This is a genomic window from Janthinobacterium sp. SUN120, from assembly GCF_030397735.1.
Taxonomy (GTDB): Bacteria; Pseudomonadota; Gammaproteobacteria; order Burkholderiales; family Burkholderiaceae_D; genus Janthinobacterium; species Janthinobacterium kumbetense.
Window position 1 is genome coordinate 231,034 of the sequence record NZ_JAPUBW010000003.1, and the last position, 15,187, is coordinate 246,220.

11 protein-coding genes are annotated in these 15,187 nt (G+C 61.0%); all 11 read left to right on the forward strand.

Features of this window, described 5'->3' with window-relative positions; translation table 11 throughout:
• Nucleotides 1-43: 43 nt before the first annotated feature.
• The 11 genes from O0879_RS18915 (at nucleotide 44) to O0879_RS18965 (ending at nucleotide 15,156) form a co-directional block, all read left to right on the forward strand.
• On the forward strand, nucleotides 44-1,000 hold the full coding sequence (locus tag O0879_RS18915; RefSeq protein ID WP_289918154.1) for a bifunctional helix-turn-helix transcriptional regulator/GNAT family N-acetyltransferase: 957 nt from the start codon (nucleotides 44-46) through the stop codon (nucleotides 998-1,000).
• A gap of 107 nt (nucleotides 1,001-1,107) precedes the next feature.
• The gene (locus O0879_RS18920) at nucleotides 1,108-1,746 is read left to right on the forward strand and encodes a TetR/AcrR family transcriptional regulator (protein ID WP_218965280.1); all 639 of its coding nucleotides are present in this window, start codon (nucleotides 1,108-1,110) and stop codon (nucleotides 1,744-1,746) included.
• 116 nt (nucleotides 1,747-1,862) lie between these two features.
• Nucleotides 1,863-2,669: an alpha/beta hydrolase gene (locus O0879_RS18925; RefSeq protein ID WP_289918158.1), complete on the forward strand. Its 807-nt coding sequence runs from the start codon at nucleotides 1,863-1,865 to the stop codon at nucleotides 2,667-2,669.
• 148 nt (nucleotides 2,670-2,817) lie between these two features.
• Complete coding sequence (locus tag O0879_RS18930; RefSeq protein WP_289918160.1) at nucleotides 2,818-5,022, forward strand: TonB-dependent receptor; 2,205 nt, start codon at nucleotides 2,818-2,820, stop codon at nucleotides 5,020-5,022.
• Between the two features lie 124 nt (nucleotides 5,023-5,146).
• Nucleotides 5,147-6,142 carry a PHB depolymerase family esterase gene (locus O0879_RS18935; protein WP_099665257.1) on the forward strand — a complete coding sequence of 332 codons (996 nt, stop codon included), beginning with the start codon at nucleotides 5,147-5,149 and terminating at the stop codon, nucleotides 6,140-6,142.
• Between the two features lie 72 nt (nucleotides 6,143-6,214).
• Entirely contained in the window at nucleotides 6,215-7,078 is an 864-nt protein-coding gene (locus tag O0879_RS18940) for a hypothetical protein (protein ID WP_289918164.1), read from the forward strand.
• Between the two features lie 242 nt (nucleotides 7,079-7,320).
• Entirely contained in the window at nucleotides 7,321-10,116 is a 2,796-nt protein-coding gene (locus O0879_RS18945) for a type VI secretion system Vgr family protein (protein WP_289918166.1), read from the forward strand.
• 18 nt (nucleotides 10,117-10,134) lie between these two features.
• Nucleotides 10,135-12,399 (forward strand): DUF3274 domain-containing protein, encoded by a 2,265-nt coding sequence (locus O0879_RS18950; protein ID WP_289918168.1) that lies wholly within the window; start codon nucleotides 10,135-10,137, stop codon nucleotides 12,397-12,399.
• 85 nt (nucleotides 12,400-12,484) lie between these two features.
• On the forward strand, nucleotides 12,485-14,116 hold the full coding sequence (locus O0879_RS18955; protein ID WP_289918171.1) for a DUF2875 family protein: 1,632 nt from the start codon (nucleotides 12,485-12,487) through the stop codon (nucleotides 14,114-14,116).
• 13 nt (nucleotides 14,117-14,129) lie between these two features.
• A complete protein-coding gene (locus O0879_RS18960) occupies nucleotides 14,130-14,396 on the forward strand; it encodes a PAAR domain-containing protein (protein WP_099665253.1) in 267 nt (88 codons plus the stop codon).
• Between the two features lie 97 nt (nucleotides 14,397-14,493).
• The gene (locus tag O0879_RS18965) at nucleotides 14,494-15,156 is read left to right on the forward strand and encodes a hypothetical protein (protein ID WP_289918173.1); all 663 of its coding nucleotides are present in this window, start codon (nucleotides 14,494-14,496) and stop codon (nucleotides 15,154-15,156) included.
• Nucleotides 15,157-15,187 lie beyond the last annotated feature (31 nt).

The window sequence follows — 15,187 nt, forward strand, 5'->3', positions numbered from 1 at the left end:
TACGTTAGGGTATACGTAACTACTTACATATATCCCGCCCAACATGTCTTCCAACTTGCAAACCTACGGCTCCCTGATGCTGGCCAGCCGCCTGCGCCGTCTTTCCGATCAACTGTATGCGGGCGTCGATACCAGCTATCTGGCCGCTGGCGTCGAGCTGACGTCGCGTTGTTTCCCCCTGTTATTGCTGCTGCGCGACAACGGCCCGACGGCGATCACGGCCCTGGCCGCGCAGATCGGGCAGACGCATCCGGTGGTGGTGCAGCTGGGACGCAAGTTGCTCGATGCCGGCGTGGTGGCGGAGATGCCGGACGCCAAGGATGAGCGGCGCCGGCTGCTGGCGCTGTCCGACGCCGGGCAAGTATTGCTGCGCAATATGGCACCCCTGTGGGACGATGTGCGCGCGGCCGTCGATAGCGTCTTCGAGCAGGGGACGCCGCAGCTGATGGCCAGCCTGGACCGGGCCGAAGCGCGCCTGCAGGCGCAAGGTTTCGGCGAAACGATCGCCGCCTGCCGGCGCCAGCGCGAGCGGGCGGCCGTGGAAATCATCGATTACGAGCCGCAATACGCGGCAGACTTCAAGCGGCTGAACATCGCCTGGCTGGAGCGGTATTTCTATGTCGAGGCGCTGGACGACAAGGTGCTGTCCGATCCGCAACGCTCGATTCTCGACGCTGGCGGGCAGATCTTCCTTGCGCGCCTCGATTGCCGCATCGTCGGCACCTGTGCCCTGATCCGCGCCGGCGACGCCAGTATCGAGCTGTCGAAGATGGCCGTCACCCCCGAGTGCCAGGGCCTGGGCATCGCGCGCCGCCTGATCGAACGGGCCTTCGACGCCTTCGAGGCCAGCGGCGCGCAATTGCTGTTCCTGGAATCGAACAGCAAGCTGGCGCCCGCCATCCGCCTGTATGAAAGCAGCGGTTTTACGCACGTGGCGCGGCCGGCCGGCGACGCCCATTACCAGCGCGCCGACGTCTACATGGAGTGGCAGGGCCGCTAGCGCACGCCAGGGCGTCACGCGGCGCTCCCCATCGGCCGTCTCCCGCGTTACAATACGCGCATCCATAACGGAACTTAGGTTCCACTATTCCGAGACGCCGACGCCGCATGCCTTCCTTCCCGATGCCCTTCCCGCAGTTGATCGTTCCACCCGAGCCCACCCAGGCGCGCAGCAAGCTGGCCTTCGAGCGCTTGCTGCTGGTAGGGGAACAGTTGCTGGCGGAAAACCGTTTCGATGAAATCGGCGTGGCCGACCTGGCAAAACTGGCGGAAACCTCGGTGGGCACGTTTTACCGTTTATTGGGCGACAAGGACACCTTGAGCCGCTTGCTGCTGCAGCGCTTTTTTTCCGACATGGTGGAAAAGGTCGAAACCCTGACGGAGCTGCGCCAGTGGGAAGGGCGCAGCCTGGAAGACTTCATTCGCGCCATGGTGGCCATGTTCGTGGCCGTCAACATGGGCCGGCGCGGCGTGCTGCGCGCCCTGATCACGCGCTGCTCGCAGGATGCGCAGTTCCGCGACAAGGTGCACCAGATCAACCATCTGATCTCGCAGCGCACGGTCGCCGTGCTGGCCAGCAAGTCGGCCAGCATCCGCCATCCGAATCCCACGCAGGCGATGATGGTGGTGCCGCCCGTGCTGCTGGGCATCCTGAACCAGCACGTGTTGTCGGGTTCGCTGTCCTTCCTGTCGGCGGCCGCGCTGGAAGATGAGCTGGTACGTGTTGCTTTAAATTACCTGACTTGAGATATTTACCGATTTAACTTGAAATCGGAATTCGGATTCCGTATTATGTTTTCCAACAGCAGGAAAATATATTCCTGCACCTGAACACAAAGCATGTTCAACAGCAAGGAGACAGAATGCGGCGTCACACGACATCCGATGTTCCATTGCATTATCTCGACCTCGGTCCCGGCACACATGCAGGGCAGGGCGATCCCGTGTTTTTGTTGCACGGCCTCGGTTCCTGCGCCGAAGACTGGCGCCCGCAAATCGACGCCCTCGGCAGCAGCCATCGCCTGATCGTGCCCGACCTGCGCGGCCATGGCGCCAGTCCGGCGCCCAACGGCGACTGGCAGATCGGCGACTTCGCCAACGACCTCTTCAACCTGATGGACCAGCTCGACGTGGCGCGCGCGCACATCGTCGGCTTTTCGCTGGGCGGCATGGTGGGCCTGGAAATGGCCAACCGCGCCCCCGGCAGGGTCGCCAGTTTGTGCCTGATCAATTCCCAACCGTTCCAGGGCAGCAAACCGGCCGCGCTGCTGTTTGCCTACTGGCTGCGCCGCACGGTGATCGCCACCTTCGGCTTGAAAGCCATGGGCAAGATCATCGGCAAGAAACTGTTTCCCGATCCTGCACAGCAAGCCCTCGTCGAGCGCTTCGCCACGCAGATGGCGGGCATGGACAAGCGCGCCTACCTGGCCGCGCTGGATGCCATTTTCCACTGGGATATCGACATCCATTTCCAGGCCCTGGCCATGCCCGTCCTGATCATGGCGGCGGACCAGGATTACACGCCCGTCGCCAGCAAGCGGGCCTTTGCCGCACAGTTTCAGCAGTGCGAGATCGAGATCATCGCGAACTCGCGCCACGCCACGCCCCTGGACCAGGCGCAGCGTGTGAATACCTTGTTGCAGTCCTTCCTTACCATAAATTCAAAATAAACAGGCCACTCGCCGCACGGGCCGGGGGCCGGAACACAGTCATCGCAGGGCAGGTGCACGCTTTTTGCGCGCGGGTACCGTTACGTCTTGCGATTCTGGAATCCGGCCGTTTTCCCTGGCGGTAAGCAAGCCTGACATTGGAGACGCTATGAAACTTGCTTTGAAATTGATGCCCGCCGCCCTCGCCGTTGCCGGCGCGTTTGCCACCCAGGCCCAGGCGCAGGAAGCCAACCCGGCAACTGCCGTCAGCGCCCAGGAAGCCAGCGATGCGAAGGAACGCATGGAAACCGTGACGGTCTCCGCCCGCCGCCGCGAAGAGCGCCTGCAGGACGTGCCGCTCGCCGTCACGGCGTTTTCCGCCAAGGCCCTGGAGCGGGCGAATATCCAGAACCTGGCCGATTTGCAGGAACGCGTGCCGAACCTGACCGTGTACGCTTCGCGCGGCACGAACACCACCCTGACGGCGTTTATCCGCGGCGTCGGCCAGGCCGACCCCGTCTGGGGCGTGGACCCGGGCGTGGGCATTTATTTCGACGACGTCTACATGGCCCGTCCGCAAGGCGCGCTGCTCGACGTGTTCGACGTGCAGCGCATCGAAGTGCTGCGCGGCCCGCAAGGCACCTTGTACGGCAAGAACACCATCGGCGGCGCCATCAAGTACATTTCGCGTCCGCTGGCGAAGGAAAACGGCGCCTCGGCGGAAGTGGGCATCGGCAATTACAACCAGCGCAACTTCAAGGCCGCCTTCAACGTGGCCAATGAGAACGGCACGTGGCGCGCGCGCCTGGCGGCTGCCAAGCTGGACCGCGACGGTTTCGGCCGCAACACGTTCAACGGCGAACAGGTCAGCGACCAGGACAGCACGGCCGCGCGCCTGTCCGTCGGTTACTTCCCGCAGGACATCCCCTTGACCGTCGTGCTGAGCCTGGACGCCACGGACGACAAATCGGGCGTGCGCGGCTTCCAGCGCATGGGCGTGAGCGCCTTCGACCCGCTCAAGCGGCCCGCCAGCACGGATGCGTATGACATCCAGAGCGGCATGCCGGGCAACAACTTCACGCACAATCGGGGCGGTTCGCTGGTGGCCAACTACACCTTGTCGAACGACTGGTCCGTGAAAGTGATCGGCGCCAAGCGGCGCAGCACGTCCGAGCAAACCATCGACTTCGACGGCTTGCCGCAGCCCATCGCCGACGTGTTCGGCGATTCGCGCGACGAGCAGAAAAGCCTGGAATTGCAGGCGTCCTACAGCGGCGACTATGGCGCCGGCGTGATCGGCCTGTACCGTTTCGAAGGCACGGCCGGCGGCGGCATCTACAACAATTTCCTGGGCCGCCAGTTCCAGGCCGCCGTCAGCACGGTGGAGACGGACAGCACGGCGCTGTACACGGACTGGACCTGGCCCGTGGGCAAGGCATGGAGCATCAATGCGGGCTTGCGCCACACGCGCGAGGAAAAGCGCGCCATCGTGCTCAACCGTGCTTTTGCCGACGTGAGCTTTACGCGGCCGATCCAGACGGCGGCCGATTTCGACAAGTCTTTGTCGGTCAGCAATACCTCGCCGAAACTGTCCGTGCGCTATGAAGCGTCGAAGACGACGAATTTCTACAGCAACCTGTCGCGCGGCTTCAAGTCGGGCGGCTACAACGTGCGCGCCAACAATCTGGTGGTGCCCGATTCCGCGCGCCCGTACAAGGATGAAAAACTCGATGCGCTGGAAGTGGGCATGAAGTACGCGGCGCCGGACGATACCTTCGACGCCAACGTGGCCCTGTTCTACAACCGCTACAAGGATATCCAGTTGTCCGTCTTCACCAGCTACGTGCAGCCGGGCGGCTTGCCCGGCTTCTATGGCGACTTCACGAATGCGGGCAAGGCCACCGTGAAAGGCGCGGAGTTCGAATTCTCGTGGCGGCCGAACCGCCAGTGGGAAGTCAACGGCTTCCTCGCCTTGCTGAACGCCAGCTATGACGAGTTCATGAGCGGCGGCAAGAACATTGCGGATACGCAAAAGTTCAGCAATACGCCGCGCCGGCAAGTGGGCTTGAACCTGACGCGCACGGACCGCGACGTGTTCGGCGGCGCCCTGCGCAGCATGGTTGGCTACGGCTACCGCAGCAAGGTGTATCCGACCACGGACTTGAGCGAAGTGCTGGCGCAGGGCGGCTACAGCATGTGGACGGCTGGCGTCGTCTGGGAAGCGCCGAAGAACTGGACCTTCAGCTTGCATGGCAGCAACCTGGGCAATAAACGCTATCGCACGGATGGCTACAACATTCCTGCGCTGTTCATCCTCGACGGTTTCTATGGCCCGCCGCGCCAGATCATCGCCAAGGCAGGCTACAAATTTTAAGGTTCTCAACTATCGGGGCTGGACCCGCCGGGTCCGGCCTCGCTGGTCGTAAGTGCCGGCTTGATATGCATCAAGCCGGTTTGTTGTCGCTGTTTTCGTCCTTAATAATAATCAGGAGACTGGCATGGCACATCTGAATCAGCAACTGCGTCACTTATTATCTGCACTCATCGCCGCCTGCGGCTTGCTGGCCGCGCTGCCGGCCGCAGCCGGCCAGTGGGACTTCGGCCTGTACGCGAGCCTGTGGGGCTCGCGCGAATACCAGGTCTGGCTACCGAGCAACTACAATCCGAACACGCCGCTGCCCGTCGTGCTGATGCTGCACGGCTGCGGCTCCGAGCCCAACAGCATGGCCGCCGTCAGCCGCTACAACCAGCTGGCCGACAGCGAGAATTTCATCGTCGTCTATCCGCGCCAGAACGTCACGGCCAATCCCATGCGCTGCTGGAATTTCATGTTGCCGCTGAACCAGGAGCGGGGCACGGGTGAACCGGCCGTGCTGATGGGCATCTTGAACAAGGTCAAGAGCAAGTATGCGGTGCAGGACAGCCGCGTGTATGTGACGGGCATCTCGGCCGGCGGCGCCATGGCGTCCATCATGGCCGCCTGCTACTCGGACGTGTTCGCCGCCGTGATGGTGCATTCGGGCGGCATGTACAAGGGCGCCACGGGCATGGTCACGGCCGCCGATTCGCTGTTCAACGGCAGTTCCTTCGATCCGAAAGTGCGCGGCAAGGATGCCTGGCGCTGCTCGGGGTCGCCGCGCCGATTGATGCCGACGATGGTGTTCCACGGCACTTCCGACATCGTCGTTAATCCGATCAATGGCGAGCAAACCATCGAGCAATTCCTGCAAACGAGCGATTACGGCGACGATGGCCTGGACAATGACAGCGTGCGCTACCGCGCCGACAGCATCGTGCGCCAGACGGTGCCATACGGCCGCAGCTATTCCATCGACACCTACCTGCACAACGGCGCCGTCATCGCGCAAAAGTACACGGTCGAGGGCATGAACCATGCGTGGAGCGGCGGCCCTCCCGGCTGGCCATTCAGCGACGAGCTGGGCCCGGACGCCACCGTGATCAGCTGGAATTTCTTCAAGAACTACCAGCGCTGATGGCGTAGGGAACTGAAGCTTGTAGAATGGGGCGCCGCGATTGCGCCCCACTTTATGCCTGTGAAAAATCCCATGCCCGCTTGCCGTTTGCTGTCCTGCCTTGCCGTCGCCTTGCTGTCCGCTTGCGCCAGTGGCGGCCCGCTCGCGCCATCGGCCGCCGACGCGCAAGCGTTCGAGCGTGCTGCCCAGCAAGACAGCATGCGCAGCGAATGCGACTGGAACGCGCGCTACGCGCCCGTCGCGCCCAGGGACGCCAGCGTGGCGCAGCTGCAGGCCATCGCCACGGCGCGCCTGGCGGCCTTGCAACTGGCGCCGGCCTGGACCTTGTCCATGCCCGGCAGCGCGGCGCACGCCTTTACGGAGTCGGAGCAAGACCGTGCCGGGCTGCAATTGCTGCTCAGCATCGTCTTGCCGGCCATGGAGCGCTACCCGGCCGGCGTCTTCGCGCGCACGGGCTTGCGCCACGTCGTCCTGGTCAAGGATTTGAGCGTGGATGGCCAGCGCCGCCTGGCCATGCCGGCGCCGGAAATCGACAGCGTCGTCTACGCCGACAACCTGCTGGCCGCGATGTGTCCGTCCGGCATGGAGCTGCGCGTGCACCACGAGTACTACCACTTCATCGAATACCGGCTGTTCAACGATTTCTATTACCGCGACCCCGCCTGGCTGGCCCTGAACCCGCCCGGCACAGCCTACGGCCAGGGCGGCGCCACGGCCTATGGCAAGGGCTTCCAGAACCTGGGCCACCCGCAGCCGGGCCTCGTCAGCCTGTACGCAGCCTACGGCCCCGAGGAAGACAAAGCGGAAGTGTTCGGCTGGATGATGACGCCCGCGTATGCGTTGCGGCTGGAGCAGTGGAGCCTGGCGGATGCGGCGCTGGCGGCCAAGCGGCAAAGCTTGACGGAAGTAGTGGGAACCTTGGCGGATTCTTACTAAATATCAAGTATTTCCTTGCCATCTCATGGCATTGTCGGTTCTCCAGCTTGATTAAGAGCATATCCCAGTAGGGAGCGTCTTCTGCTGGCAGCACATCAGGAGCGCGGACAAGGCGTGAGGAGGACGCGTGGCGAGCCACGCAACGACGATCAACGCAGTCCCCGATTCTGAGGCGCGCCAGCGGGAGATGTATTCATCTACTGGGATAGGCTCTAAATGCAAGTGCGAATGAGGAGAACTCCATGGACGGTGACGAGTCGATATCGGGTGCCCAGCGTCCCTTGCGCCTGCGCCTGGGTGTCTCGCCCAAGGTGCCCGCCGGCGTGCTGATACCACAGCGTATCGCCGGCAGCGAGGCGATCTGTGGCGGTATCGAGTACCGTGTGCTGTGTGTTTCGACGCATGCCGACTTGCCGCTCAGTAGTTTGATTGCCTTGCCCGCCGCCATCGATCTCGTGACGGATCAGGGCAGGCTGCGCAGTATCTGCGGCCTCGTCACGCAAGCCAGTGCCGGCGACAGCGACGGTGGGCTGGCCAGCTACCAGCTGGTGCTGACGGATGCCTTCGCCATCATGGAGAAGCGCTGCAATACGCGCGTCTTCCGGCGCCTGACGGATATCGAGATCGTCAAGACCCTGCTCGACGAGTGGATACGCAGCAATACCGTGCTGGCGCACGCCTTCCAGTATGCATTTGCCGATTTCTTCGAGGCGCAAACGTATCCGCAGCGTGAATTTGTCATGCAGCACAATGAATCCGATGCAGCCTTCGTGCGCCGCTTGCTCAAGCGTAGCGGCGTCGCCTGGTTTTTTCGTGCGGTGGGCAATACGGATACGCATGCCGAGCCGGCGCATACCCTGGTGCTATTCAACCATGCCGATGGCTTGCGGAAAAACATGGCGGATACCGTGCGCTATCACGCGGACCGCGCGACGGAGCAGCGCGACACCCTGACGTCGTGGAGCGAAGTGCGCAAGCTGCAGGCGGGCAAGGTGACGCGCCATAGCTGGAATGAAGAACACCCGCGCGCGCGGCCGTTCATGACTGCCGATGCCTTGGGGCGTGGACAGCAGGGCATGCATGGCAATGCCGTTGCCGCCACTCTTGATGATTACCGCGTGCTGCCGCCGCGCGCGGGCATCGATCATGAGGCCTTGTGCCAGCTGGGCATGCTGGCCATGCAGCAGCACGATTACGAGAGCCATTGCTTTCATGCCGAAGGCAGCGTGCGCGACCTGTGCCCGGGCGAATACTTCAGCCTGGCCGAGCACCCGGACATTGACGCCTTGCCGGCGGCCGAGCGTGATTTTGTCGTTACATCGCTGCAGGTGGCAGCGCAAAATAACTTACCCAGAGAGCTTGCCGCCAGGGTAGCACGCCTGTTTGCCCGCAACCGCTGGCTGGCCGATGACATATCGCTGCCGCAGCGCGAACTGGCGGCGGCGGTGGATGATGGCCCCCTGCGCATGCATATTGCACTGACTGCCGTGCGGCGCGGCGTGCCCATCGTCCCATCCTATGACACGCGTATCGACCTGCCGTCAGTCGCCATGCAAAGCGCCGTGGTGGTGGGACCGGCGAATGAGGAAGTTCATTGCGACGCGATGGGCCGGGTCAAGGTTCGTTTTCCCGCCACGCGCAAGCTGGACCACGAGCATGCGGGCGGCACGGGCGCCTCCGACACGGATGCCGATTCGGCCTGGATACGCGTCGCGTCGAACTGGGCGGGGAACGGACCTGGCAGCATGCAGCAATGCGGCTACCTGGGCTTGCCCCGCGTGGGCAGCGAAGTCCTGCTGGCCTTTCTGGGGGGCGATCCGGACCGGCCTATCGTCGTCGGCCAGCTGTACAACCACAACGCGCAGCCGATCGCCCTGAGCAAGGCAGGCGACTTGCCCGGTAACCGTTACTTGTCCGGCATTAAGAGCCGCGAAATCAAGGGCACGCGTGGCAACCAGCTGCGCTTCGATGATGTCCATGGGCAAATCAATGCCCAGCTTGCCAGCGATCATGGTTCCACCCAGCTCAACCTGGGCTGGCTGACGCAGGATAGGCGCAACGGCCAGGGCACGGCGCGCGGCGAGGGTGCCGAGTTGCGTACCGACGAGCAAATGGCTATGCGGGCGGGCAAGGGCATGCTGATTTCGGCCTGGAAGCGCCTGAATGGCGATGGCAGCCATATGGCACGCAGCGAATATCTGGGCCTGATGGAAAACTGCCTGGAATTGTTTCGCTCGCTGGGCAGCTATGCGGTGGCGCATCAGGCACTGGAACAGGAAGACCAGGCGCAGCAGGCATTGCAGCAAAGTTTAAAAAGTTGGGAAGGCGGCAGCAATACGGAGCCCCGTGCCGAACTGGGCGGTGCGGCGGCGATTGCCGTCACGGCGCCCGCCGGCATCAGCTTTGCCAGTTCGAAGGCCATCGTCAGCTACGCCGCCAGCAATATCGATACGGTGGCGCAGCAGCATCTGCAAGCGGTCGCGGGCCAGCGCTATAGCGTGAATGCGGGCAAGGGCATATCGCTGTTTTCCCATGCGGACGGCATCCGCGCCATCGCGCACCATGGCAAGTTCCTGCTGCAAAGCCAGCATGACGACATGGAACTGAATGCGGGGAAAAACCTGAAACTAACGGCCAGCGACGGCAAGCTGACTGGCATGGCCGATGAAATCGTGTTGATCTCCAAGCACGGCGCCTTTATCCGCATCGCCGATGGCATCACCTTCGGCAGCAAGTCGCCGCTGAATTTCAATGCACCCAACTTCGTTTTCAATGATCCGCAGAGCATGGCGGTGCAATTGCCAAACTTTGCCGAGGGCAAGACCGACCAGCAATTCATTTTTCAATACGAGGGCGACGACAGTCCCGTCGATGGCGTGCCGCAAGAACCGCAGCTGGCGCCGCAGGCGCACTTTGCAGTGAAGCTGGGCGATGGTTCAGCGACGGATGGCTGCAGCGATGGGAGCGGCAAGACGGAGGTGCTGGAGCGCACGGCGATGCATCTGGCCGCCATCGAAGTGTTCAACAACAAGGATTGATGACGCCAGGAGAGTGCGATGGGCAGTTATCCGACAGTGCCGTATGTCGTGGGCGACGATGTGGCGATCCTGCATTGCGAACGCAGCGTGTGCAAGAAGGTCAAGATACGCCGCAATCTGCCGGGCAATATCATCGTCATTCATGGCGTCAACGATGTGGGCGTCAGCTACAAGGCGGTGGAAGATGGCTTGTGCGAAGGCCTGACGCAAAGGCTGGGTCGCGGCTTTACGGCCGCGTCTTACCGCATGCCTGTGGCGGCGGACAAGGACAGGCTGGAAGACGATCCCGACGCCGCCTTCTTCAAGCGCACGATTGCCAAGGACACCAACAGTCCCGTGATTCCATTTTACTGGGGCTACCGCGAAGTGGGAGTGAAATGCAGCAATATCAACGGCCAGTTCGTCGACCGCTACGGCAACCGCCTCGACAAGGACCTGTCCAAGGAAGGAGGTCCTTTCGGCAACGCCACCAGCAGCTTACCCGACATGTGGCGTCCGGGGATCTATGCACCTGCGGATCCCATGGGCGATGCTTTGCGGCCCCTGAGGACGGCGCCCGGGCGCATGTACATGGTGCTGGCGGCGCAGCGCCTGGCCGCACTCATTTCCATGATCCGCGATTATGACGCGGAAGACACTGTCAGCATCGTTGCACATAGCCAGGGTTGCCTGCTGTCGCTGCTGGCGCAAGCCATGCTGATGGAAAAGGGACTGGCGCCGGCCGATAATCTGATACTCACGCATCCGCCGTACAGCCTGCCCCTGTTGATGCGAGGTGCCGCCTGGTTCGACGGCGGCGAGGATGTGGCAATGAAGTCCTATTACCATTTGCTCAGTGGTGCGCAGACCATGGGCGCGCGCCTGAAGACCTTGGTGAATATAGTTGCCGGCGTGGCGAAGGGCAACGGCCAGGCATGCAAGCCGTCGTTTGCCGACCTGAAGAAGGACGAATATCGTGGCATGGTCGGCAGCCGCTGGCAGAGTGCGGACGACCGCGACAATCGCCGCAAAGTCTATCTGTATTTTTGCCCTGAAGATATGACAGTGGCGCTGGACAACATCCAGGGCATAGGGTGGGATGGCGTGCCGGATTATGCAATGGGAAGTGAACTCATAGAGGAAGATGAGACGTCCAGTATCGATGGAAACAGTGTTTTTACTGGACATACCCGCATCGTGGAGCGCGAGCAGGTACGTAATGCGCTGGCGGAACTGGGCAGCAGATTTTATCAACGAATATTCAGCAACAAGACTAGGCTGGATCCTGCCACTGGAAAGTTCACGGTGTCGTTGGTAGGCAAGCCACCGCCTTTTGATTTTCCACTGCGCCTCACGACAGAAAGCGAACAGGCACACGTCGATGTTTCATTACGAAAATACCGTGCACAACACAAGGCGGTGGCCTGGCCTATCAATACCAGGTTGAGCAAGACGGAACAGCGTAACGGCATACGCACCATCACTGGCGAAACATTGAAACAGCCGGTGCCGGCCGATTTGCGCGGTACCTCGCAAATCGATACGCCCAATATTCCCAAAACTTCCATGATGCGAAACCGTAAAGCGGAAGATCAGGGACCTGTGGAAGAAGTCGATCCCTGCGATGCATCAGTGGCACTTACCAGCGGGAGCGGCCTGCACACAACCACCGAGGATCGCCCGGATCCGGCCGGTTATCGCCGGTTTCCAGAGCGCGATGAAGCCATACGCGGGGCCGAATTGGGCTTGATGACGACTGCCTATAACAAGGAAAAGAAACTCGACGGCAAAGGGCCGCTCGATCAACGCAAGGTCATTGCCGCTACACGCTACACGGAAGGAAATGTCTTGGCAACCATCCAGGAAAGTCCGAATGAGGCACGGTTGCGCTGGCAGCGGGAGGTTAGCGCCAAGTCTTTTCATAGCTCCATTATCGGTAGCGCGAAGAATCATAGCCAAGTGACCGCATATGACGTGGCGATTGGCAGCGGCAAGGCCAGTTCTGATCCGCAGTTCTATGCATATCTATGTGCGGTGGCGGATTGGCGGGTGAAGATATCGTATGAAGGCGGAAAACGACGGCCAGGAATCCTTTTATGGTCCGAGTTTCTTGAGACTTTTCGTATGTATTTTGATACGGAAAATAGTTGGAGAAAAAATGTAATTAAAGGGAGCATATCTTATTACAACTCAGGTGTTTTACCCGCTGATTTACCGTTGCTGACAGGGCCTTTGTGGAAAATCGTCATATCAGAGACTAAAAGCGGGAAAAAGACTTCTGACGTCAAGAAGTCGAAAATTTGAATGATTTTAGATTGCTATACTTTTTTGCTCGCTCTGCGATTAACTGAAGAGCGATACCTCTCAATAGTTAGAACAGGAGGTCATCATGACCGTCGTTCGTTGGATTGGTATTCCATTGCTAGTACTGTTTCTTGTCCTATTTGTTAGGTGGGTCAGTGTGTCGGCACAAGCAAATGAGCGAGAGTCAGCATCAAAAAAGAAATCTGCGCAGGTTCAGAAAGAGAGTGTAGATGGTACGACATCACGGGATGAATACGTCTTGGAAGTGATAGGCCTTGGTGTGACCTTTGATAGGTATCGGCAAGCCAAGCTATGGGATGCCTTACAAGAAGGAAGCACTTTTACTTCTATCAGAGAACAGGATAAGAGCAAGTACGCGTGGAGCGCCTTGGATAAAAACGGGGTGAGCGGAGGGCGTGCATACGATGCGATGGAGAATGGAATCAACTTTACACCGTTGTATTGGGGAGTGCCGTCATTTTATGCTGGCCCACCAATTCGTGATTCTAAGCAACAGCCTGAAGCTGGAGTACCGATGGCGGGATTGATTGCCGGCGCGGGGACTTCCGGCATGGCATGGCATCTGTTTTCGATAGCTCCCTGGAGTCTGGCTGAACATCCTGATCAATTGCTACTGAACATATTTGAGTTTTTTGATACCCATCCTGATGTGCCGTACGTGGTTCTGATGGCAGATGATAGTGCAGGGACGAGAGATGGTATTCGCGCGAAAGGGGATGTAAAGATGTTGCAGGACGGATATTACATACCTGATATGCCCGATACCACCGTGGCATTTGTGCTGGCACGGCGCGAACGTGTTGAACTTTTGCGGCCAGCGATATGGGGCGACCCCGGAAATAAGTTTGTACAAGAGCAATTCAGAGCGATGTATTATCAATTGATGGAATCTCTGGCGAAACCAGATAAGGAATTAGGAGCGGATTTTCCTTCCATACCTCGTCAACCCACCGTCGCCGAATGGCTCGCCGCCGCCGCCGCCTTCGCCCAGCGGCCCGATATCCGCGGCGTCGGCTTGCATACCTTCGATAAACTCAACCCATGGGAAAATCGTCCGCCGCGCAACTGGAAGCCGACGCCGTGGTTCCCCATTCCATGGAACCGGGAACAGATGGAAACCTTCGACCGCTTGCCCTCGTTCGGTTTCGTGCACCGGCCCGTATTCGTCAAATTTGCGGATGAGGAAGGCAAGCCCGTCACGCGGCGTGATGCGCGCCAGAAGATACTCAATGCGGGCTGGCAGCAGGCGCTGCAGACCTTGCCGGAAGCGGAACGCGGCAAGGGGCCGGCGCGCGTCGTGGCCGGTACGGGCAAGCAGCCGGAGCAGCTGCTGATACTGGAAAGCATGCTGCACGATTACGCGGCACAGGGCGGCCCGGAAATCGACAGCGGCAAGAGCGCGCAGTTCATCAATACCGATCATCGCCTGGGCAATACCGGTGCGGCCACCTGGTTCGTGCAGATGGCCATCGGCGTGCTGGGCAGCTATCGCGACGGTGGCGCCAGTGCGGCGATCAATCTGCGTGACAATAACGAGGCGAGCATTATCTTCATCACACCGCCACCGGACGCAACCCGCAAGAAACAGGATGCCGGCGGCGATATCTTCCGCAGCCGTATCACGCCAGCCGTCGACCCCGCAAACTACGCGGCGCCATCGGTGGAAGCCATCCTGGAAAGCCAGGCGGGACAATGATTCTGGAGGCAGCATGCGCAAGGTCATCCGGTTGGGCGACGCCACTTCGCACGGCGGCAAGGTGCTCAGTTGTGCCGCCACGCATTTTACGGTCAATGGGATTCCTGTCGCCTGCGTCGGGGACTTGTGCAGCTGCCCCATCAAGGGACATCAGGGTTGCAAGATTGCCAGCGGCTCATCCCGGCACAGCATCAACGGCATCGCTATCGCCTTCGAAGGCGATAGCACCACCTGCGGCGCCAAGTTGCTCGCTGGCGGCGCCAGCTTCCGCACGTCCTGACGTCCGCTCCTCCTGGTATTTCCTGGTAACTATATAATCTGCGCTTGGGCGATACCCGCCCTTGAACGTCGATTGAAGGAATGCCATGCCTGGATCCATGCCTAGATATATCGTGCGCCCCTTGGCGCTGTGTGTAGTGTCGGCTGCGTGCCTCTCTGCCAGTGCTGCCGAGGCGGTGGCGGTGGATGCGCAGCAGCGCGCGTCCTTGCTGGAATTTTATGCGCAGCAATATCCGGGCGAGCCGGCTGCGCGCACCGTGTTCGAGAGCGTGCCCGTGGTGGGCGGACGCGGCAGCGAAGTGGTGGGCAGCGTGGAAACGGCGCCGTATCGCGGTCATGGTGCGCTGTGCCGTACGCAGCGCACCAAGTTCGTGCTGCACGGCGAGGGCAAGCTGGCGCGCTGGCAGGAGGCGGGCATGGAGTATTACGCCTGGCTCGACCGTGGTACTTGCCGCGCCGTAGCCGAACCCGTGCGCATGCTGCAGCGCGTCCCCGATGCGGAACTGGAAGGCGTGTTGCTGTACCAGAAACCGTTGCTGGAGCGGGCGCGATTATTGATGGCGGGTAATACGGCCTGCGCCCCGTTGCGCGCGCTGAAGTTTGCGCTGGCGGCCGTCGACGTGGGCGCCGCCGCACCGCGTGCCGAAGAGCGCTATGCGCTCGTGTTCAAGAGCGACCGCGACAGCTACGCCCGCGTCTGGCTGCGCAAGAGCGGCGCCCAGTATGACGCGTGGAATGTGACTTGCCCGCCAGTGCTGTAAGCTGCGCCCCCTCGATTGTTTTTTTTGACTG

Bases quoted from the DNA above. Each gene is read 5' to 3' on its own strand.
- O0879_RS18920 (WP_218965280.1), top strand. From the start codon at position 1,108: ATGCCTTCCTTCCCGATGCCCTTCCCGCAGTTGATCGTTCCACCCGAG.
- O0879_RS18915 (WP_289918154.1), top strand. From the start codon at position 44: ATGTCTTCCAACTTGCAAACCTACGGCTCCCTGATGCTGGCCAGCCGC.
- O0879_RS18955 (WP_289918171.1), top strand. From the start codon at position 12,485: ATGACCGTCGTTCGTTGGATTGGTATTCCATTGCTAGTACTGTTTCTT.
- O0879_RS18960 (WP_099665253.1), top strand. From the start codon at position 14,130: ATGCGCAAGGTCATCCGGTTGGGCGACGCCACTTCGCACGGCGGCAAG.
- O0879_RS18940 (WP_289918164.1), top strand. From the start codon at position 6,215: ATGCCCGCTTGCCGTTTGCTGTCCTGCCTTGCCGTCGCCTTGCTGTCC.
- O0879_RS18925 (WP_289918158.1), top strand. From the start codon at position 1,863: ATGCGGCGTCACACGACATCCGATGTTCCATTGCATTATCTCGACCTC.
- O0879_RS18945 (WP_289918166.1), top strand. From the start codon at position 7,321: ATGGACGGTGACGAGTCGATATCGGGTGCCCAGCGTCCCTTGCGCCTG.
- O0879_RS18965 (WP_289918173.1), top strand. From the start codon at position 14,494: ATGCCTAGATATATCGTGCGCCCCTTGGCGCTGTGTGTAGTGTCGGCT.
- O0879_RS18930 (WP_289918160.1), top strand. From the start codon at position 2,818: ATGAAACTTGCTTTGAAATTGATGCCCGCCGCCCTCGCCGTTGCCGGC.
- O0879_RS18935 (WP_099665257.1), top strand. From the start codon at position 5,147: ATGGCACATCTGAATCAGCAACTGCGTCACTTATTATCTGCACTCATC.
- O0879_RS18950 (WP_289918168.1), top strand. From the start codon at position 10,135: ATGGGCAGTTATCCGACAGTGCCGTATGTCGTGGGCGACGATGTGGCG.